At 43.9% G+C, this 21,979-nt stretch carries 14 protein-coding genes; 13 read left to right on the plus strand and 1 reads right to left on the minus strand.

Annotated features, from left to right (window positions below):
• The first annotated feature begins 14 nt into the window (after window positions 1-14).
• From P5V12_RS05960 to P5V12_RS05970, 3 genes are all read left to right on the plus strand, one after another.
• Window positions 15-3,617 (plus strand): response regulator, encoded by a 3,603-nt coding sequence (locus P5V12_RS05960; RefSeq protein ID WP_316956429.1) that lies wholly within the window; start codon window positions 15-17, stop codon window positions 3,615-3,617.
• Window positions 3,618-3,963: 346 nt separating this feature from the next.
• The gene (locus P5V12_RS05965; RefSeq protein ID WP_316956430.1) at window positions 3,964-4,746 is read left to right on the plus strand and encodes an SH3 domain-containing protein; all 783 of its coding nucleotides are present in this window, start codon (window positions 3,964-3,966) and stop codon (window positions 4,744-4,746) included.
• A complete protein-coding gene (locus P5V12_RS05970) occupies window positions 4,716-5,327 on the plus strand; it encodes an outer membrane beta-barrel domain-containing protein (protein WP_316956431.1) in 612 nt (203 codons plus the stop codon). Before P5V12_RS05965 ends, P5V12_RS05970 begins: the two co-directional genes overlap by 31 nt.
• Before the next feature lie 60 nt (window positions 5,328-5,387).
• Here the strand turns inward: P5V12_RS05970 and P5V12_RS05975 are convergent, their stop codons facing one another.
• Window positions 5,388-6,014, minus strand: a complete 627-nt coding sequence (locus tag P5V12_RS05975) for an outer membrane beta-barrel domain-containing protein (protein WP_316956432.1) — start codon at window positions 6,012-6,014, stop codon at window positions 5,388-5,390.
• Between the two features lie 759 nt (window positions 6,015-6,773).
• Here P5V12_RS05975 and P5V12_RS05980 point away from each other — a divergent pair.
• From P5V12_RS05980 to P5V12_RS06025, 10 genes are all read left to right on the plus strand, one after another.
• Entirely contained in the window at window positions 6,774-7,409 is a 636-nt protein-coding gene (locus P5V12_RS05980; RefSeq protein ID WP_316956433.1) for an AraC family transcriptional regulator, read from the plus strand.
• A 16-nt stretch (window positions 7,410-7,425) separates the two neighbouring features.
• On the plus strand, window positions 7,426-9,183 hold the full coding sequence (locus tag P5V12_RS05985; protein WP_316956434.1) for a hypothetical protein: 1,758 nt from the start codon (window positions 7,426-7,428) through the stop codon (window positions 9,181-9,183).
• A gap of 5 nt (window positions 9,184-9,188) precedes the next feature.
• A complete protein-coding gene (locus P5V12_RS05990) occupies window positions 9,189-12,044 on the plus strand; it encodes a tetratricopeptide repeat protein (protein WP_316956435.1) in 2,856 nt (951 codons plus the stop codon).
• Entirely contained in the window at window positions 12,044-12,790 is a 747-nt protein-coding gene (locus P5V12_RS05995; RefSeq protein WP_316956436.1) for a tetratricopeptide repeat protein, read from the plus strand. Before P5V12_RS05990 ends, P5V12_RS05995 begins: the two co-directional genes overlap by 1 nt.
• A gap of 36 nt (window positions 12,791-12,826) precedes the next feature.
• Window positions 12,827-13,153, plus strand: coding sequence for a hypothetical protein (locus P5V12_RS06000; protein WP_316956437.1), 327 nt, complete (start codon window positions 12,827-12,829; stop codon window positions 13,151-13,153).
• 107 nt (window positions 13,154-13,260) lie between these two features.
• A complete protein-coding gene (locus P5V12_RS06005; RefSeq protein ID WP_316956438.1) occupies window positions 13,261-14,115 on the plus strand; it encodes a MotA/TolQ/ExbB proton channel family protein in 855 nt (284 codons plus the stop codon).
• A gap of 52 nt (window positions 14,116-14,167) precedes the next feature.
• A complete protein-coding gene (locus P5V12_RS06010) occupies window positions 14,168-14,674 on the plus strand; it encodes an ExbD/TolR family protein (protein WP_316956439.1) in 507 nt (168 codons plus the stop codon).
• 68 nt (window positions 14,675-14,742) lie between these two features.
• Window positions 14,743-15,285 carry an ExbD/TolR family protein gene (locus P5V12_RS06015; RefSeq protein WP_316956440.1) on the plus strand — a complete coding sequence of 181 codons (543 nt, stop codon included), beginning with the start codon at window positions 14,743-14,745 and terminating at the stop codon, window positions 15,283-15,285.
• 2 nt (window positions 15,286-15,287) lie between these two features.
• Window positions 15,288-16,232 (plus strand): AgmX/PglI C-terminal domain-containing protein, encoded by a 945-nt coding sequence (locus P5V12_RS06020; RefSeq protein WP_316956441.1) that lies wholly within the window; start codon window positions 15,288-15,290, stop codon window positions 16,230-16,232.
• A 460-nt stretch (window positions 16,233-16,692) separates the two neighbouring features.
• Complete coding sequence (locus P5V12_RS06025; RefSeq protein WP_316956442.1) at window positions 16,693-21,702, plus strand: PKD domain-containing protein; 5,010 nt, start codon at window positions 16,693-16,695, stop codon at window positions 21,700-21,702.
• Window positions 21,703-21,979: the final 277 nt, after the last annotated feature.

Here is a 21,979-nt window from a genome sequence, read left to right on the forward strand (position 1 = left end):
ATAATGACTAAACTATGCTAGCCTGGCCGCCATTTAATTTTAACTTATCCCGCAAACTTCTTGTTGGTATTTCCTTTGTTTCTGTGTTGGCCCTGCTGTCGATTGCTTTTTCCCTTGATGGTTTAAGTCAGGCGCAAAGAGAGCAGAAAAAACTGATTGATCAAACCCTGCCTGTTTTAAAAATCTCCCGTTCCATTGCCTACCTTATAAATAAGCTGATTCTGGATGCGGAATTTCTAATTGAAATAAATGATCCCGAAAAGTTTGCTGCGCGGATTGATGAGTTGTCTCAATCGGAAGAGTTAGTGGAGGAGAAGGTTTCTGATTTGTACCGCATTGAAGAAAACTTTGTTGTGAATAGTCTTGTGTCCGACATGGAGAAAATAAAACAAAATGTGGGGAAGATAAAGAATATTGTTCTTGATGAAAAGGTTCGGGCTGTTGAAGAGGTAAAGCGTAATCAGCAAGAAGTTGAATCGACATTAAGGGAATATAAGCAATTGATAGTGTCGAATACGATGCGAGTTCCTCCTCTGTCGGAAAAGGATTATTCCGAGATCGTTAGATTGCAACAATATGTTTCAGGTATAGATACGGAAATATCTCGCTATTCCTATAATGATTCTATTGATTTTATCAATAAACGCAAACACGAGTGTTTGGCGATGGTGAGGGCTGTTACTGATATCCTCACTATCATTGAAAATGAGAGCGTAAAGGATAGTTTCGCGGCACTTACTGAAACCTTGTTGGATCAGGTGGTGGCAGACGGAAAATTTTTCTCATCTGCCGTATTTCTGGCTGAATATAACGAATTATTAACAACAATTCTAAAAGATAATACTGGTTTGAATGAGAGCGTTCGAGTTTCTCTGGATGAGTTGTTGAGGGTGTCGAATTATCGAGTGTCCGATGATCTGGATCGTTTTAAGCGAGTTCTGGATGATAGGCGGAATATACTTTTTTCTCTTCTGATCTTTATGGTGGTCTTTATCATCATATTTGTTTTCTATTTTGTGATTCCACAAATTACCAATCGATTAAATCGATTAGCGTTTAGTACGCGACAGATAATGAAGGGGAATCTGAATGAAAATATATCAGTGAGTGGGAGCGATGAAATATCCCGCATGTTACAGGCGCTAGAAGAATTGCGTCTTGTTCTTAAAAAGAACGAATCCTTAAATAAGGATAACGAAGAATATAACGAGAGAATGACGCTGGCTCTGGATGCTGAGGGAATGGGGGTTTGGGAATTGAGCTTAAGGTCAAATGCTTTGCTTTGGGATAAACGCATGCATGATTTGTATATGCGGAGTTTTTCCACTGATGAATCACTGCAGGTGGTAGATTTTGATGACTGGATGTTATATCTACCTGAGAAAAGAAGAGAGGAGTATAAACAACAATTACATGAGTCAGTGAAGAAAAGAGAAAAATTTGTTTGTGAGCATGAGATTGTTCTTTCTCCAGAGGTGCGACGTTATGTACGCACTATTGCATCAATAATAACCAAAAATGGTATTGCCGAGCGTGCTGTAGGTGTAAGTTATGATATTACGGATAGATATCTGTCTAATGTCCAGTTGATTGAAGCAAAAAATCAAGCGGAAAATGCGACAAAAACAAAAAGTGAATTTCTTGCCAATATGAGCCATGAAATACGAACTCCGATGAATGGGGTTTTGGGTATGCTGAATATTGCAATGAAAAATGTTACTGACTTTGAGCAAACTAAAAGGTTGGAGTTGGCATACAGTAGCGCGAACTCTTTACTTGGCATTATTAACGATATTTTGGATTTTTCCAAAATTGAAGCCGGTAGGATGGAGCTGGAACTCATAGAGTTTAGCTTAATGGAGTTAATTAGTGAGTTGGCAAAAAGTCTTTCGGCTATTGCTTACGAGAAAGGTATAAGCATTGTGGTTGATTTATCCGAAGTAAAACGCAATGCTGTGATTGGTGACCCCGTTCGCGTGCGACAGATTTTGAATAACCTGCTGAGCAACGCTATTAAGTTTACTTCCGTGGGTGAGATTAATATAAAAGCAAAACTAACTCTGGATGATGATAAAAAATATAAATTTGAGTGCTGGATAATAGACAGTGGAATAGGGATTGACCCGGATAAAATTTCTTCGTTGTTTAACCCGTTTTCCCAGGCCGACACCTCCACTACACGTAACTTTGGTGGTACGGGGTTAGGCTTGGCTATTGTCAGTCAGCTATGCGAGTTGATGGAAGGAGATATTATAGTCTGTTCGATACCCGCTGGTGGTAGTACGTTTAAGTTTACCATTAACCTGCAACAGCCTCGGTTTACTTCTGAAGCACCGGTTATCGATTGCAGTAGTGTTAGTGCATTGATTCTTGATCAACACGTTTCCAGCCGAAATACTATTCGCCGGCAAATAGAATCTTGGGGAATAAGTGTTAATGCGTGTTCAATTGAACAGTATCTTCAATCGAACAAGTTGCGAACAGTTTTAGACCATTATGATGTGATTTTTATTGACCAGGCTGTATTTTCTTTTGCTGAAAACAAATTCTTTGCGGAGATTGATAAAGAGAAATCATTAGGCGATGCTAAGCGAGTTCTTATCTGCGATTGTATCGGTAGTGCAGACCATCTCAACTTGAACGATTTTGCTATTGACTCAACTATTTCCAGACCGGTTACCCAATCGGATCTGTTTGATATTTTTGCTCCACTTGCTCATAACCGGGATCAGATTCTTTCGCATGATGTAGTCGGAGGAAAGGTCAAAGCCAGTCACACTACACCACTATTCACTAAAGAAACCCGGGTTTTACTTGTGGAAGACAATGCGGTAAACCGTGCGGTGGCCAACGATATATTGAATGATATCGGTCTTCAGGTTGCCAATGCTGCAAACGGGGCAGAAGCCATTTCCATGCTGCAATCCACCTATGGGTGCGAATACGATTTAATCCTTATGGATTGTCAGATGCCTGAGATGGATGGTTATCAGGCATCCAGGGCAATCCGTTCGGGATTGGCTGGTGATCACTATAAAAATACGGTAATCATAGCCTTGACGGCGAATGCCATGATTGGAGACCGGGAAAAATGTTTGAACAGTGGCATGAACGATTACGTAACAAAACCGATTAACCCCGATATGCTGATAGAAAAAATTGAAAACTACATTCGTGGTGGTGATGTTGTGCAATATCCAGAGGCTATTGACCATACGGAAGAACAGCTTTCTTTTGACGTATGGGATCGGGATGTATTAAGCCGCCGGGTAAAAGGAAAAGAAGAGCGGGTACAAAGATTGATTACGCTGTATCTGGAACAAAAAAACAAACGAGATGAGTTTCTAAAAAGAGCTTCATCTGGTGATGCGGATATTAATGATATTGCAGATTTTGCACATTCCGTTAAAGGCAGTGCGGGCAATTTGGGGTGTAATAAACTATTTCATTTGGCCGAAGTTCTTGAGATTAAAGCTCGTGAAGAGGAAGAGGCGGAAGTCGATGTGCTTATGAAAGGCTTTCGCGAAGCAATAGCTGAAGTAGACGTGACTTTTTCCTCCTATCTAAAAGGCAGTACCGCTACAAGCCCTCAGCCTTCATGGGACACTTTCTTATAAGCTTATTCTTTTTGACTAAATGATAGTCATTTTCTGTGTTTGATTATTGTTTAAGGCATGTCCGAAGAGTTTTTTATTAAGATAATACGGGTCAATCAAAGGATTAGCTTGCACTGGCATAATTTGGCCAGCAGTGGCAATTCGAGAGACTTGTCATAACACAGCTTATTGGGTACTTACTTTTGAGACATCGCCGACACTCTAGGTGACAGTTGATTTACGAGTTCATTATTCTCTGTTAAAAGGAACGGTTAGTAATGCTGGCTCGCAACAGCTTTCTCACTTCGTGTTTATCTAACTAAAGGTGGGGAGTTTGTCATGCAAATTATAAAAATATGGAGTGCGAATGCGTCTAATACAAATTCTATGTAGCTTCCTGTTGGGGGTTACCATTTCATCCTATGGGGGAGCTTCAGAAGAGACTATGAAGCTTGAGGTAATTGATCCCTACGTTGAATTACATACGGGGCCAGGTAAGGGGTACCCGGTGTTTTTCGTTATTGAGCAAGGGGAATCAATTGACGTTTTAACTCGCCGTCCGGGTTGGTATGAAGTCCGAGCGGAAAACGGTAAAGTCGGTTGGACCAGTTCGTCGCAGATTTCCCGTACTTTACAGGCAACAGGAGAACCTGCTGACCTGCCAGAGGTGGGATACGGTGACTACCTGAAAAGTAAAATGCGTGTCGGGTTTACTGCAGGTGAGTTTATCGATGGTGAATTGGATGGAGCGGAGACCTTCAGTCTTGCGTTTGGCTACCGGCCCCTGAGTTGGCTGGTTGGCGAAATCGAATATGGCGAGTTCTACGGTTCAGAGATTCGCGGCGACTTCTATGGTGCGAACCTGTTGGTTGAACCTTATTCCAAGTGGATGTTTTCGCCGGTGGTTTTGTTTGGCGGTGGTGTCATGTCTTTTAACTCGCAGCCTGAAGTTGTTCCTGTAGCCATCGATGATTCGGATTACACGAACTATGGTTTGGGGCTGAATTACTACTTGGGGCGTAACTTTGTGGTTCGCATGGAGTATCGTTCTTATTCGGTGTCTATCGATAAGGCCGACGAAAATCCAGAGTCAACTGATAATAATGAGAGATTAGCTACATGGAAAATTGGGTTCAACACATTCTTTTAGTATTGCGTACCGCAATCTTACTTTCCTTTGTGGCAGGCCCGGCCATGGCCGCAGAGGGTGAAAACAAAGCAACAGCCTCCGCTATTGATAGCGAATTTTTCGATGTTGGCTTCACAGCTGGCGTGGTTAACATTGAAGACTTCGGTAGCGAGTTCATTGCTGGAATCAATGCAACCTTTAACGCATCAGAGAAGTATTTCTTGCAGTTTAACTGGATGCAGGCAGATGTATCAGATTCTGCATATGAAGAAAGCCAAGGCTCTTTTTATAGTGGTGACGATCGCACTTTTACTCACTACGATGTGCTGCTTGGATACAACGTGTTGCAGGGGGAAATTTTTACCTCGGAAGCGCATGCAAACCTTTCTTCCGTCTATTTGGTAGGTGGGGTTGGTGAAACCGAGTTTGGTGGTGAAAATCGCTTTACTTATGTGTTTGGTGTGGGTTACCAAATGGCATTGGCTCGGCGTTTTATTATGCGCTTTGATAATCGCTATTATATTTATGATTCCGTTACTATTGAGGAAGACGAAAAGGTTTATAACAACCAATTGTCTGCGGGAATCGGCTTTCTGTTTTAGTTAAAGAGATGATGGTTCATCGCCAGTACATTCTGCTGGCGATGACGTATTCGAAAGGTGTTAGAAGAGAATATTCAACCCAAAAGACAATTCTGTATTTTGCGTGGTTTTTGAACCTGTGTTGTATAAGTCGCGCTGTACAATGTGATCTTTAAAGTCCAGATTTCCCGTTAACCAGTCTGTTAATACTATTCTATAGCTCGCGCCTAGGGTGACTCCTGTTTCCGTTTGACCCGCAAAATCCACATTGGTTATACCCGCCAGTAAATAGATATCAGAATCAAATTTGCGTTTGCTGCTGGTGAATGATGTACCTGGGAATAATTTATAACCACCTAGCAAGCTGTAGTAGCTAAAGGTTTTGTCTTTAACAAAAACCACACCTTCATTGATTTTTTCTGCTGTGGGCTCGCCCGCATCTGATTCGCCATATTGAACCTGGGCAAGAAACCTGGAGTTAATGTGGTAGCTGAATGAGATGCCTGACACGGATTTAGTGCTGAAATCTTCAACGGAGAGTAACCCGGTGTATAACCCCAGCTCAAATTTTTCAGTATCTATTGCTGCTGACTTAACGGTGGATGACTGCTCTTCGGGCTGTAAAACCTCGGCGGAGCTGCCTGCGATCGCCAGATTGGAAGTTGCGAGAAAAAAGAGTAATGGGCACGCTCGTCCATAGTTCAGCATAGTTAAAGTCTCACGGTTGAATAATTGCTAACAGCCGCTGCCGGAGTGGAAACAGTCATTACCTGCAACCGCCGTTTTCTTGGGTCAAACTGTTGTATCTCCCACTAAAACTCTATTTGTTTCGTTTAGTGAAACAGCCCATATTTTTGCCTAAAAGACTAAATAAAACGCCTCATAATGGGAGGAGTGACCGAGCAGAACAGTGTGTCATGTTTTACGATGTTTGCCGACAGGAATAACGAAATAAATGACGGAGTTCACGTGATGAATGTTATTCAGTTTGCAGTAAGGTGAAATGAAATTACTTGGTTATGGTATATCCTGCCAAGATGTTGTATCAGTGTGTACTAATTATTTATATTACCTCGTACTAAGGTGCTACGTTTTACCACAGCTTACTTGTGGTTAATGTAATGAGTACGTACCATCTTGGTCTCTGGTGTTAATCCTTAAGGGTGACCAGACTAGCCTTGGGCTAAGTGAAAAATTTGAGTGAGTGGATTATTGGCAGCCGATTTGGGTACCGCTCACCGTTTTTTACGCAGTATAAGAACAAGACTGAATGCCAGGAAGCATCTCACAAACTCGGGGTTCTACCTAAAGTGTAGTGAAGCATTTCACAAATATGGATGATGTTTGCATAAAAGACAGCGGAGATTAGTAGCTATTTTTTGTGTTTGTGATGCAGTTCATTTTTAAATAACAACAGTAATAAACATCTATACCTGAAATGGCTGCCTGAATTTGGGTGCAAAGATAATGCGTAGAGTAGTAGTAACAAGCATTTTCATTTTTCTTTTGTGTAACTCCTTTTGGGCAAGCGCCTCAGAGGAGGCTGCACCTGTAGAGCCGGGTGCGGGCGAGTCAAGTTGGGAACAAGTCGCAGAAGATAATAAGATTCAATTTGATTTGGGGCAGGAAGATGCATCTTCTCAAGATGCTTTGCATGCTGTTAAAAAAATCTCAAAAAATATTCAGGGTCTGAAAAAGGACATCGTTGAGTTAAATAAAGACTTGCGCGTGATGGAGGAGAAACTGCTTTTTCCTTCTAATACCAAGTATTCCGTATTTGTTTCCTCCAGGGCGGTACAGTTTTTTACTCTGGAAGGTATCAAACTGAAAATCGACGGCAAATTGGTTGCCTCCCACATCTATTCAGAGAAGCAGCGCAGTGCGCTTTCAAGAGGCGGGGTTCAGTTGTTGTATACCACCAACCTAAATGAAGGTGATCACACCGCTACAGTATTCTTTACTGGCATTGGGCCGCAGGGGCGAGCATATAAGCGCGCTCAATCGCTAAACTTTGAAAAGGGGCCCAGCGGAGAATATCTTGAGTTAGCTATTAGTGATAATGGTGCAACCCAAGAGCCTGTGTTTACGTTGAAACAATGGTAGAGAGTGTGAGGTTGTTGTGCGTGTATCTACTGTAAATTCAACAAAACCGGGGCTGGCACTAATATTTTGCTTTTTAGTTTTTGGTGTTTTTGATGCCGAACATGTATGGGCGAAAAATGGTAAACCTGATTCTGTTCTCCGTTCCCGTCAGGCGCTTGAATACGGGACGGTTTTCTATGATTTTTACCAGCAAGATTATTTCACCGCTTTAGTTGACCATGAATACGTTAGTCACCTAGGCAACCCGATTGCCTTGGGAGATCAGTCTCAGGTTTTAAAAGGCGGTATGTTGGTTTCATATGGTGTGCCAAATCAAGCTCTGCCAATCTTTGAGCGTTTACTCGCGTCGACCCATGATGAAGAAACACAAAATAGTGCCTGGTATTATCTGGCGAGGTTGTATTACAACAAGTCCGATGCGGCAAATGCAGCCAAAGCGTTAAGCAATATTAAAGGGCGAGTGTCGCCAGATGTGCATGCCGAATATCATTATTTGGCCACCCTGATTAATATTAATGGCAACCACCTAGAAAAAGCTGAACAGGCATTTGAGGTGCTACCTCAAACCTCACCTTACCATCCCTATTTGCGTTTTAATATGGCGATCGGTCATCTTAAATCCGGCAATCTTGTTCAGGCCGTCGGTGAATTAGAGCACGTTGCCAGTTACGCCGGGCAGAAAGAGGAATTGCTTGTCTTGGCAGATAGGGCAAGGCATGGATTGGCGCAGCTTGCGATTCAAAGTGGTAATTTTCTCGCAGCCTGGAATTACCTGACTGGAATTCGATCTGTTGGTTTATATTCTAACCGCGCATTATTAACTTACGCCTGGGCGGCAATTAAATTGAAACGTTTTGAGGATGCTATTTCCGCATTGGAAATTCTCAATGAGCGTTCAATCGCATTGCCTGAAGTGCAGGAAGCAAAAGTGTTACTTGCACATTTATACGAACAACAGGGCGAACCCCGTAAAGCGTTAAAAAGTAATCTACTGGCGGAAAAGGAATTTAAAAAAGGTCTGGAGCAGGTGGAAGAGGCCAGGCGTATTATTGGTTTGCGTGATGTGCCCCGTGAATTTATTCGTAATCTTGAAGCGATTATGGATGAGTCCGAGTGGCACGGAGTACAGCTTTCAGTTGATTATAAAAAATTGACGCCATTTTTGATTGATTTAATGGCCAGTAATGCATTTACCGAAGTTCTGAGAGAATTAACAGACTTATATTATATTCAAAATAATTTACAATACTGGTCGAAGCAGACAGCAGAGCATGCCTTGATTCTGGAGAACTCCAGTCAAAAAACATTTGACAAAAATGTCCGGCAGTTTTTACAAAAAAGCGAAACCTTACAATCCCGTTTTGACGACCAGACTCTGGAGTTGCGTTTATTGACCCTGACTCTGGAAGAAAGCGTGCAGGATCGTATGTCTGCGCTTATTGAAACCACAATGCAAGAATTGAAAATACTGCAAGGTACCGTGAATCAGCTAAAAGATGTGAAAGCGCCATATCGATTACCGGAAAGTTATGACGGGATGGTCGCGGCGCTGCATAAACGGCTGGATGTTCAGTTGGCGGAAACCAATAAATTTATTTCCGTCCTGGAACCGGTTATGCGCGACTTGGTAAATGTTGAGCTCAACAAGCATGAAGAGCGAATGCGTTACTACTGGGCGCAGTCACGTTTGGCTAAAGCACGATTATATGACAGTACCTTGTTGGAGTTAGAACAGGCAAAATCAATGACAAATGACAGTGAGAAAGGGGAGTAATGGTGATGTTGGTTAGGGTATTTACCTTCTTTCTTCTTATCGTTTTGGTGGGCTGTGGTGCGTCGCCGAAAAAGAACACCATTGGTCATATCAAACGTTCGGATAGCAAAAAGGAAGAAAAGGTTGAGTTCAAAAAAATGAACCATCAGGAAGTTCGTGAAGAGTATCAAGAACTTCTAAGCTTGTTTGAAGATGACAAACTGAAAGAACAAATCGAACGCCGAATTGCAGATGTATATATGATGGAAGGTGTTCAGGATCAGCTCGATAGTAAACCCGAAAAAAGCTATTACCAGGAAGCGATTAAATCCTATCGTGAGGTTCTGGAAAAATACCCTAATTCACCAGAGAACGCAGAGGTCTTTTACCAGTTGGCAAAAGCTTACGACATGGAAGGGAAGCAGGAAGAAACCCTTAAAATGCTTAATGAGTTGACCTCCCGTCATCCCGACTATCCCTTTAACCCTGAGGCGTATTTCCGTAAAGGCGACATTTATTTCAACAAAGCCGATTATGCCAATGCCGAACGCGCATATTTAGCGGTTACCCGGTACGACAATGCCAAGTTACAAGTGAATGCGCACTACATGTTAGGTTGGGCTTACTACAAGCAAAACCGGTTTAACTCTTGCCTTAAATCATTCGCCCATGTCTTGAATGAGCTTTTGGCAGAGCAAATGGAAGTGGGTGAGTTGAACGCAACCAAAAGTGCTTTAATCAACGATACACTGCACTCGATGAGTCTGGCGCTATCCAAGCTTGGTGGTGCGGAAGCCATTGGTCACGTCAACAACCTTGCCGATAAGCCTTATGTGTGGATGGTGTATCAAGACCTTGGGCAATATTATCTGGATAAAGAGCGATTCGAAGATTCCGCGAATACCTTCCGCCTATTTGTTAGCCGCACTCCTGAGTCCAATCACGCGCCAATGATGCATAAGCGATTGATTGATACCTATATCAAAGGTGGCTTCCCTAAACAGGCGATGGCCGAGAAGGAAAACTATGTCGCCTCCTACGGAATCTATTCAAAATACAAAATGCACCTGGCGGCCAGTGAGGAAAAACTGGGGGTTGACCTAACCAGTACACTAAAAGAATACATAGATGAATTGGCGCGTATGTACCATGCCAAAGGGCAGGGCTATCGCGATTCAATGAAGAAACTTGAAGCGGCAAACAATAAGCCGAATAAGGCCAAGTACGCAAAAGCGGATAAAGACGCTATCGAAGCCTTTGATAAAGCATCGGGTTTTTATCAGCAGTTTATCGACACATTCCCGCAGGATGAAACTGTAGGAGAGATGACCTTCCTTAAAGCTGATGCGTTGTTCTCCGCATATCGCTATGAACCTGCCATCACCGAATACGAGAAGGTTGCGTATGAGATTCAAGGCGATAGCATGAAGAAACGAGGAGCAACAGCAGGTTACGCCGCGATTGTTTCTTATCAAAAATACATTGACTCTCTGGAAAAAGAAAAAGCCATTAAGCAGTGGCAGGCGCGCGCAGTGGAAAGCATGTTGCGTTTTTCTGAAGTCTATCACCAGGATGAGCGTTCGCCTTCTGTCTTGACTCGGGCAGCTGAATATCTGTTTGGTCTTGAACAATACGAACGAGCTTTGCAGGTTTCCAGTGATTTGATTGCCCACAACCAAAATCTGAGCCAAAACCTCAAGAAAACTGCTTACGGTATTATGGCGCATTCCTATTTTAAATTAGGTAACTACCAAGGGGCGGAAGAGAGTTATCTCAACCAGCGCAACCTAGTGAATCAGGACGGTGAAGAATACACACGTATTTCTGAACAACTGGCCAGCGCAATTTATAAAAAGTCTGAAGGGATGATTGCTGAGGAGCAAAAAGATCAAGCCGCGACACAGCTGTTAAAAATTAAAACGCTCACACCTAATTCAAAAATACGTGTAACGGCACAATACGATGCCGCAACCCTGCTGCTTGAGCTGAAGCAATGGCAGGCTGCGGTTGTTGAGTTGCAGGATTTGATGGCGAATTTCCCCGAGCATGAGTTAGCTGCTGAATTCCCAAGAAAAATTGCTTTTGCCCATGAAAATCAGGAGCTTTGGGGTAAGGCAGCAGAAAGCTACATGTATTTGTATCAAAACGATAAGGATGCAGAAATACAGCGAGAGGCGTTATTCGCTGCTGCAGACATGTATGAGCGTGATGGACAGCATGAACGGGCAATCGAGAAGTTTAAACGTTATGCCTACCACTACGAGCAACCGTTTGATACCCGTATGGAAGCTCGTTATCGATTGGCAACCAACTACGGTAAGATCGACGACGAAAATAAAAAACTGTATTGGTTGCGCAGAATTATTGATGGCGACAAAAAAGGTGGTGATCAACGTACTGACCGCAGTCGTTGGTTGGGGGCGTGGGCCAATATGGAATATGGTGATTACTTCGCATCGGAATTTTCTCGTCGCAAGCTCCGGTTGCCATTGAATAAGAGTATCGTGAAGAAAAACGAAATGCTGCAAAATGCAACGGAGCGTTATCAAATGGCGGCGGATTACGGCATTTTGGAGTTTGTGACCTCCTCCAGCTTTAAGATCGCCGGCTTGTATCAAAAGTTTGCCAGTGAACTTCGTGGTGCGCCCATTCCATCGGGCTTGTCCTCACAGGATAAGCAGGCATATATGGGTATTCTTGAGGAGCAGGCACTGCCGTTTATGCAGCTGGCTGTCGATTTACATCAGGGGAATATCGAGCGAGCCTGGGACGGGAAATACAATAACTGGATTGAGAATAGTTTTGCCGAAATGCGCAAACTGCAACCGGCAAGGTACAACAAGCAGGAAGCAACCGTAAATTATGGTGAGGGGATACGTTAATGAAAACAATTAAGCTAAGTTTTTATCTCGCCCTGTTTGCTCTTGTTTTAGCCGCTTGCACAAATGACAAGCAACCTCTTGATAACGCCTTAGTCGAGGTAGAACAGCCCAGCGTTCAATCCACCTTGCAATACATACCCAAGCGTGAAATTGATAAGAAAACGGGGCTGTTAGCGCCATACATTGCTATGCCGAATCCCTACCTGTTGCAAAAAGGGCGTATAGATAAGCAATCGGTGGTGCTCTTTATTGAGGCGCGCCGCTTATTTAAGGCAAAGCAATACGATGAGGCTAAAGTGGTTTTGGATAAGTTGGTGCAGGCGGATGGCACCTTGTCCGGTCCCTGGGTGATGTTAGGTGATATCGCTGAGTTAAAAGGTGATTTAACTCAGGCCGCGGAATTCTTTAGCAAGGCGTTAACGATTAACGAAGTGAACATGAATGCCTATATCCGTCTCGCTAAAGTACAGCGTTTGCAGGGAGATTTTGTCCGCGCGCAAAACGTGTATGCGACGGCGCTTTCTCATTGGCAGGATTTTCCCGAGGCGCATTTGAATTTGGCAATTTTGCTTGATGTTTATATGAATGATACCGCGACAGCCCAGCGTCATATGGAAGCTTACCAGTTTTTGACTGATGGAAAAGACGAGCAGGCTGAAACCTGGCTGCGCGAAATGCAGAGCCGGACAGGTCTTGCCGTGGAATTGAATGTTGAACAGGCACCGGCGGTATCTCCCGCTACGTAAAAGAATAATATGCAGGTTGTTACAGAGAGAACGAACATGAAAAGCCATTACAGTGTTTTTACAGTTTGCATATGCTTGATCTTCGCTTGCTCGACTGCATTGGCCGAAGAGAAGGAAAGTGCGAAAAAGAAAGCTGATGACCTGGAAAACCCAATTAAGCTCGAATCGACTTTCGTCGGGGATAAAGAGCAACCTGGAGTGAGTTATTTTATCCCCTGGAAGGGAACCAGTGCACCGGACAAGCTTTATTGGAATATCGAAGATAAAAACGATCAGACATTAGAAATGGTTGATCGTGACGTTATGCTTAGATCCATTAATATATATAACGAAATGGATTTAGAGAAACCAATGGAAGAGTAAAATTGTTTGCTTGAGCAAAGAATTTAAGAAAAATATTTTTATAATAATATTCAAATGGGTACTAAAAATACCCTATGAAATAGAAGAAGGCACAGCGAGGTTCTATCGTGGTTGATATCTACAGTACAGTAACGAAATTTTTTCAGGAAGGCGGGTTTTTTATTTACCCGATTGCCGTTGTGCTCGCTTTGGGCGTTGCTATCAGTATAGAGCGTTGGTTGTTCTTGACTCGGGAAAGGATTCGAAATGCGAAAGCATTCGATGCATTTTTGCCGTTGCTAAGAACCAATGACCTGGAAAAAATGCAATTGTATACGCGCGACACTCAAACACCTGTCACCCGCATTATTGGTTGTGGGATTGATATGATGAAAGTCTCAAAACAGCGCGCGGATATCGAAAATGCCATGAGTGAAGGCATGTTGGAAACCATTCCAAGATTGGAAACTCGCACCAGCTATTTGTCCGTTTTGGCTAATATTGCCACTTTGCTTGGTCTACTCGGCACCATTATTGGTCTGATTGCGGCGTTTACTGCGGTTGCCAATGCTGACCCTGCAGAAAAATCCAAAATGCTATCGTCGTCCATCTCTGTGGCAATGAACACCACGGCATTTGGTCTGATTTCGGCAATCCCACTACTGATTATTCATTCCCTTTTGCAAAATAAAACGGCAGCGATTGTTTCCAGTATTGAAATGTCAGCAGTCAAATTTCTCAATGTGATGACACTAAACCGCGCAATCGAAGCCGGTATTGTTCGTCCTGTGCAAAGTGCCGGGCACGGTGGTGTAGCCATTAACAATCAACCTGTGAGTCTGACCCCCGAAGGGGAACTTGTTGTCCAGCAACCAGCGGAAGCATTAAATAACACTACTGCACCCATGCCAGAAGAAGTCTCGGAAGAAAGCTATGTTCAAGCCGCTGATGAATCGGCTCAAGAAACGGAAGCGGTGCGTTAGTCGCAAACTGTTTTCGTGAATATGGCAAGTGCAACAGTGAGTGAATGAATTTATGAGTTTTCAAATTCGCAATAAAACATTTGAGCCGGTAGAGCTGGACGTAACATCCTTCATGAACCTGATGATTGTCCTGGTTCCGGTGCTTTTGCTTACCATGACGTTCACTCAGGTTACGGTGTTGGATATTAAACTGCCTGAACTGGCCGGTGGATACAGCAGTAGCGGTGAGTCTCAACCTCAGCTGGAAGTGGAAATCACTGACGCGGGGTTTAAAGTGTTTTATCCGCAAAACACCATGTTGAGTGAAATCCCTGTTATAGAAACTGAGGAAGGTGTGTCCTATGACTACGCGAAGTTGTCATTGGTCTTGCAGGAAGTAAAAAGTCAGATAAGTGATGTTCAGGATATCCTTATTCTGAGTGCACCAAATACGGATTATCAAAGTTTGGTGTTAACCATGGATACCGTTAAATCATACAAAACCACTGTTGTTGCGAGCCTGGTTGAAATCGAACTTTTCCCAAATATTTCCTTGGGTGATGCGAGCGTTAAAAAATGATGGGCTCAGGTTTTATATTTAAATACAAAAAATCACCGCCGCCGATTCGGTTAAGTTTGGTGGCCTTGATGGATATTTTTACCATATTGGTATTCTTTCTATTAATGAATTCTGGTGAAAGTCAAAAAATCGAAAATGCCAAATTTATTAAATTACCAGATTCAGCTTCAACCATTTCACCGCATGCGGATTTAAAACTGTTTATTAATGATGAGAACATTTGGCTGGAAGATGAAATTGTTGCCAATGTTCCAGAGATCGCTAAAGCACCGGAACAGGTTATTTCATCGCTGGCAGAAGCTTTAATTGCGCATGTTGAAAAACGAGGTAAGTTAAACGCTTATGAAACCAGCTATGGTTTGGGTGTGACCATTATGGCGCAAAAGGATGTGCCATATACCATTCTGAAAAGTGTAATGATGACTTGTGCTGGTGAAAATTTCAGGGATATCTCTTTAGCTGTAAACCAAATCGCAGGTACCGTATTTCCCAATGCCTATGGTGAAGGCGGGGAGGCCGGTACAGGTGATATTGAGGGGCTGACTCCTCAAGGTATTATGCCGGGCGATGATACCGGCACGGCGATTACGTCTGAGAAGGTTGAGGGCTAGCTATGAGTGGTTATTCATTGCAAGCGGTTTCCCTTGATCTGGAGCTCCCCTGGAGTCCGAATGAGGAGCAGGAAGAACGGTTTATTCGCACCCTGAAACGCATTGCGATAATGGTGGCGATAATGTTTATTGTCATTCCCTTTTTACCGACTATTGAAAAAGATTATGTAGAGCCGGAGAAACCGGTGGTAAAAACCAAGGTGCTGTTAAAGCCTGTTCAACTTAAATCCCGTGAAAAGCCGATAGAACCGAAGGCTCCGCCCAAACCAAAGCCCAAGCCGAAACCTAAAAAAGCATCGGATAAACAAACAACCTCAGCGGGAAAAGCGAGAACACAAAACAAGGTACCGGTGGAACAGTCTCAGGGTTTAACGGATTTATCGAGCCAGCTTAGTGCATTGCGTGGGTCTATTGATTTGGCCAAAATGCAGCGGAAAAATGTCACCGATACCAATGGTGGTAAAGCAATAAAAAGCTCCAGAGACTTACTTGGCAAAGATAATGCGACCAAACGTAGTGGTGGTATTGAAGTGGATAGTGAGCTTATCAGTAACCAACCAACAGGGTTATCTGCCTATGAAACTACCGCGGTAGAAGGTGTGGCTATTGAAGCGGGAACGGGTGTTTCGTCTGCGTCCTATTCCTCCTATCAAACTGGCCGTCGTGATATGGAAAGCATTCGCAGAACCTTTGAACAAAAGAAAGCCGGTATTTTTGCTATCTACAACAAGATGTTGTTGTCTAACCCGGAACTGAGCGGGAAGTTTATTTTTAAGTTGGTAATTTTGCCGGATGGTTCCATAAGTAACCTGGAATTGATTTCCAGCGAGTTGGGTATCCAATCGTTGGAAGAAAGCATTCTACATGGTATTAAGCAAATTAATTTCGGCCCGAGGGATGTGAGTGCTACGCCAGTTGAATATACCTTCCAATTCTTACCCAGTTAACTAACATTTTTTGGTAATTTATAAACTGCCTCGCCTGTTTGCGGGGCAGTTTTGTTTTTGGGGTAGGTTTTTTAAATAGAAATCGCGGTTTGATTTGCTACCTTTGATTATTTTTGATAATCCTAAAGTATTAGTTTGTGTTAATGGTAAAGTGCTAGTTGTGTTTCGTGGTTGATTTTTCTAGGTAGTTTAAAAAATTTCCAATTTAATGCTTAGTAATTATCTTGGTTGAATTTTGTTTGGTTCTATTGTGTTAGTATTTTTTGATCAAAAACCCCTCATATAATCCTAGTATTTACCTTTGCTTTTCTCTGTCATGGCATTTTAAATATATTGAGTTCACATTTTATACGATTTGTTGCTTAGGCCGACGAAAGGTACCCCGGTTTTGTGAAGTCATATATTTTTTTTTCTTCATTTATTGGCATCATGATCTGCCATAAATAAAAAATTAAATGTTATGCATTCACTAAATCGGATCTCGAAAAAAATCATACTTTTTCTCATACTTCCGTCACTGGTTATTGCATGCGGTGGTGGTGGAGGTAGCTCAGAGTCGAATAGCTCGGAGCAGAAAAGCCTGTCAACAACCACGCCTTTTGTATACGTCGAGCGTAATTTAGGCGAAGAGTCAGCTGCGAACTTGGAAAAGTATCGCTCTGCTGTTCTGAGTAAAACAAGCGCTCCCGTTTACTATGGTTCGCCATATGAGTTCAACCCTGGTGCCAAGCTTGTCAGTCGCTCAGCCTTGAGTGTTGATGCGATGAACACCGAGGTGTTATCAAATTATTTTCAGTCTGATAGCTTCGACGTAAAAGACCTCAGTGTTTCCGCCGATGGCAAGCGTATTTTATTTGCCGGGCATGGTCCTGCTGGTGATCCCCATCATTCTACCTGGAGTATTTACGAGTACAGCTTTGAAGCGCATTCTGTACGCAGAATTATCGCTGATGATGCGATAGCAAATGCTGGTCAGGATACGAGCCCAACTTATACTGAAACAGGGCGTATCGTTTTTTCTACTGATCGGGCCGCGGGCAATCCAAATAGCCCTGTGCCGAATATCATTACGCCTGAGCTTGAAGAAAATTGTTACAAAATTGAGCCAGAAGAAAAACCTTCTTTGCTGCACTCAATGACCACCGAAGGTGGGGATATTCTTCAGCTTACTTATGGTAGCAATCACGATATTAATCCAACAACGCTACGAGATGGTCGAATCGCTTTTGTTCGCTGGTCCAGAAGTTACGAGCAAGCGGCAAGCTGTGGGTCATCTACGTACCAAAAAACTGACATCAGTAACGCTACTCACGCAGACCTGTTTAAATCCGATTATCCTAGCGGTATTAGTGCACCAATTAACTGGTCTGACGTGGAAGCTTGTCAGTATTCACGGTCAAGCGTAGCCGGACAAATTGTCGCGCGTAACAATTACACATTGTTGAGAATTTCAGCGGATGGTTCTGAGCTGGAGCAGCTTTATCAAACTGTAACAACAAAGAGTTCTGATGAGCAATTTATTAAAATATCTAAAATTGTTCAGGCTGAAAATGGCCACCTTATTGCAACAGTACAGCATCAATATAATCAATTTTTAGGCGGTGATATTCTTGAGTTTCAGGCTCCAGGCCAAGCCGTTGACAGTCAAATAATTTTCAATAATTTTTCACCTAAGCCTATCGCTGGTGGTGGCGTTAATCTTTATCCCAATCAGCTTTCTTCCCGAGGTTGGTTCAGCGCGCTTTCTCCATATTGGGATGGTTCGTCCCGGTTATTGGTAAGCTGGGCTCAATGCACAACTGTCGAAAACGGTGTGAGTTCATTCTGTCAGGCAGACAAAGTGACCGATGTAAATGGCAGTATTGAAAGCCAATATGGCATATGGGTACTTGACCCTAAAGGGAATAGTCGCCTACCCATTGTGCATGCGAAGCAAAATACCGTATACAGTGATATGGCATTGAGTCAGCCTAATTCCGGTCTTGATTTCCCTTTCCAGCCGTACAATGCTGATTATGTGGATAACACTGATCTAAGTCGTATCGTCTGTGTAACACCAGAACCAGACCCTGTGTGCGAGTACGGTGGAGTGTATCCAAACTGTAACTCAGCACCGACTTGTGAATACGGTGGTGTGTACCCCGCGTGTAACCCGGCGCCTACCTGTGAATTTGGTGGAATCTACCCAGCTTGTAATCCAGCTCCGACCTGTGAGTACGGTGGAGTTTATCCAAACTGTAATCCAGCACCAACCTGTGAGTATGGCGGGGTGTATCCAAATTGTAACCCCGCACCTACCTGTGAGTTTGGTGGAATCTACCCAGCTTGTAATCCAGCTCCGACCTGTGAGTATGGTGGGGTGTATCCAAACTGTAACCCGGCTCCTACTTGTGAGTTCGGTGGCGTTTACCCAGCTTGTGATCCAGCACCGACTTGTGAGTTTGGTGGGGTGTATCCGAACTGTGATCCAGCACCGACTTGTGAGTTTGGTGGGGTGTATCCGAACTGTGATCCAGAGCCAACCTGTGAGCATGGGGGTGTTTATCCCGACTGTGTTGTGCCAAATACAGCACCAGTAGCTAACGCAGGTCCAGACCAAAACGTTTACGTTGGCAGTGCAGTGAGTTTGGACGGTTCGGCCAGTTCTGATGCGGAAGGGGATTTACTCCTGTTCCAGTGGGCTGTTGTCAGCCAGCCAGAAGGAAGCAGTGTTGCATTGCAGAATGCCACAAGCGTGACGCCTGGCCTTCTTCCTGAGGTGGTGGGTGTTTATGTTATCGAGCTAAAAGTGAGTGATGGTCAGCTTACCAGTGCCGCTGACACTGTTACGGTTACTGTGTCCAAAGCGAACGCCGCGCCTGTAGCCAATGCCGGAGCCGATCAAAGCGCACTAATTAATAGCACCGTGAATCTGGATGGTTCGGCCAGTTCTGACCCTGATGGTGATTTGCTGCAATACCAGTGGAACCTGATCTCTCAGCCTGAAGGCAGTGGAGCAAGTTTGGTTGGTAATACCAGTGTTTCTCCAAGCTTTGTTCCTGATGTAGTGGGAACTTATGTTGTGGAGTTAAGAGTTAATGATGGTGTTCTTACCAGTGATGCGGATACCACTACAATTACCGTAACCAAGCAAAATACCGCGCCTGTTGCGAATGCCGGCAGTGATGTTACTGGTTACATCGATAACACATTGGCACTTGATGGTAGCCATAGCTTTGATCCAGAAGGTGATACGTTAAGTTATCAATGGACGATTTTGAGTCAGCCTGACGGTGCGTCAGCGTCTCTAACTGATGCCGCGACAGTCAGCCCTGGATTTGTAGCGTCAGAACCTGGTGTTTATGTGGTTCAGCTGGTGGTGAATGATGGGCAGTTGGACAGTGTTCCTGACACGCTTTCTATCAAGCTGGATCTATATAACCGACCTCCTGTTGCCAATGCGGGCAACGATCAGAGCGGTGTGCCAAGTGAGGTGGTTAGCCTCGATGGTTCTGCAAGTTCAGACCCTGACGGTGATGCACTTACGTTCCTTTGGTCACTTGAGAGTGCACCAGCGTCAAGCGTAGCGTCCATTCAAGGGGCGACAAGCATGCAGCCAACATTGCAAACCGATATTGCTGGTAGCTATGTGGTTAAACTGGTGGTGAACGATGGCCAATTAGACAGCGCACCTGACACTGTGACTATCGTGACTAAGGCCGTAAACCACAAACCCATCGCAGATGCAGGAAGTGATCAGCCCGTTAATCTTGATCAAGTGGTTGCTCTGGATGGTTCCGGTAGCCGAGATCAGGATGGTGATCCATTAACTTATCAATGGACTATTTTGAGTCCTGCTAATGCTGAAGCGGATTTAGCTAATGCAACTTCCGTTAAACCTTCTCTTACTATCAGTCAGCGCGAAACCTATGTCGTGCAGTTGGTGGTGAATGATGGTTTGCTCGATAGTGACCCGGATACGGTGACTTTGCAGGTGGGCAATACCAAGCCAGTTGCCAATGCCGGAAACGATCAAACCGGGTGGCCTGGTACGGCAGTTCAGTTGGATGGTTCAGCCAGTAGCGATGCGGATGGTGATCCGTTGACATACCATTGGGTCATAGTCAGCCAGCCAGCTAACTCTGCTACGGTTCTAACGGATGCCAATGCGGTTATGCCGAGCCTGACACCAGATGTGTATGGTGTGTATACCATTCAATTGGTGGTTAACGATGGTATGGCCGACAGTGACCCGGATATAGTGGTTATCAACAGCCAGAATACGCCCCCCGTTGCTAATGCGGGCAGTGATCAGGCGGTATACCTGAATAGCATTGCTAATCTTGATGGTAGTGGCAGTAGTGACGCAGATGGCGATTCACTCACCTATCAGTGGAGTTTGATTAGTCAACCTCAAGGTAGCGTAGTGAGCCTGGTTAATCCGACTCAAGTGTACCCAACATTGCAAATTGATGTGCCTGGTGACTATGTTGCACAGCTTATTGTGAACGATGGTACCAGTAACAGTGAGCCTGACACCGTATTGATATCTACACGAAATACCCGTCCTATTGCCGATGCCGGAAGGGATCAGTCGATTAACGTGGGTAACCGAGTGTCTCTGGATGGTTCTGGCAGTTCTGACCCGGATGGCGATAGCTTGACTTACCGTTGGAGTATGATCAGTCAACCTTCCGGCAGCAACTTAAGCCTTGATCAGGCCAGTACGGTAGCTTCTGGGTTTAAACCGGTTGAAGTGGGTACTTACGTTATTCAGTTGATTGTGAATGATGGGCAAATGGACAGTGCGCCGGATTCGGTTGTGATCGAAGTGGGTACTTCCTCTTGTGAGATTTCAACAGATACACGACGTTCGTTCCCGGTTATCATCCGTGACTTTGACCCGGAAATTCACCCTGACTTCGAATACCGAATCGGTGAAGATTACGGCATTGTTGAAGAACAGTTGGGTGATGATGGTATTCCTGTCTATGCGGCGTATCCAAAAGCAACACCGACCACTAACGGTAGTTACTATTTCTATAAGTGGTATCGTTCGTTGCCTGAGTGGAATATTGAGATACCGATGACGCTGGAAATGACGCGTGAGCCTGGATCGACCATCTGGCAATATAAAAATAGCAGTTTCTTCCCGATTGATGGAATGGGGTATGGCAATACGCCAGGCTGGAATCATAACTACCACTTCACGTTGGAGGCGCGTTTAACCTTTGATTATGAAGGTGGGGAAGAATTTACCTTCCGTGGTGATGATGACTTGTTTGTGTTCATCAATGGAAAACTGGCCATTAACCTCGGTGGTGTTCACTCGGTACTTGAACGAAGTATTAAGTTGGACGAGATTGCTGGCCGCCTGGGTATCGTGAAGGGTAATTCTTATAGCTTCGATTTGTTCTTTGCTGAACGACATACTACTGCGTCTAACTTTATGTTCCAGACAAATATGAACCTGGAGTGTTTGCCTAAATAATATTGGCAAAACCTAAGCGTTTTATTTGAAAGCCCGGTACTTGTTACCGGGTTTTTTATTGGTTGTTTGAAACATCGTCAATAAATAAACGTAGATAAAAAGAAAATAAGTCAGATGCGACGAGCCTACATGGACAAAATGACGGGATCATTTTGAACCGTGTCCACGCCCGAAGGGTCGGATGCATGGATGCATCCGAGTTATTTATATACGGTGTGTCGAAGAGTTGTATCTGGTTTATTTACGGCGAATCGAGAGTTTGTAATACATTACACTA

Source organism: Teredinibacter sp. KSP-S5-2, assembly GCF_032773895.1.
Taxonomy (GTDB): domain Bacteria; phylum Pseudomonadota; class Gammaproteobacteria; order Pseudomonadales; family Cellvibrionaceae.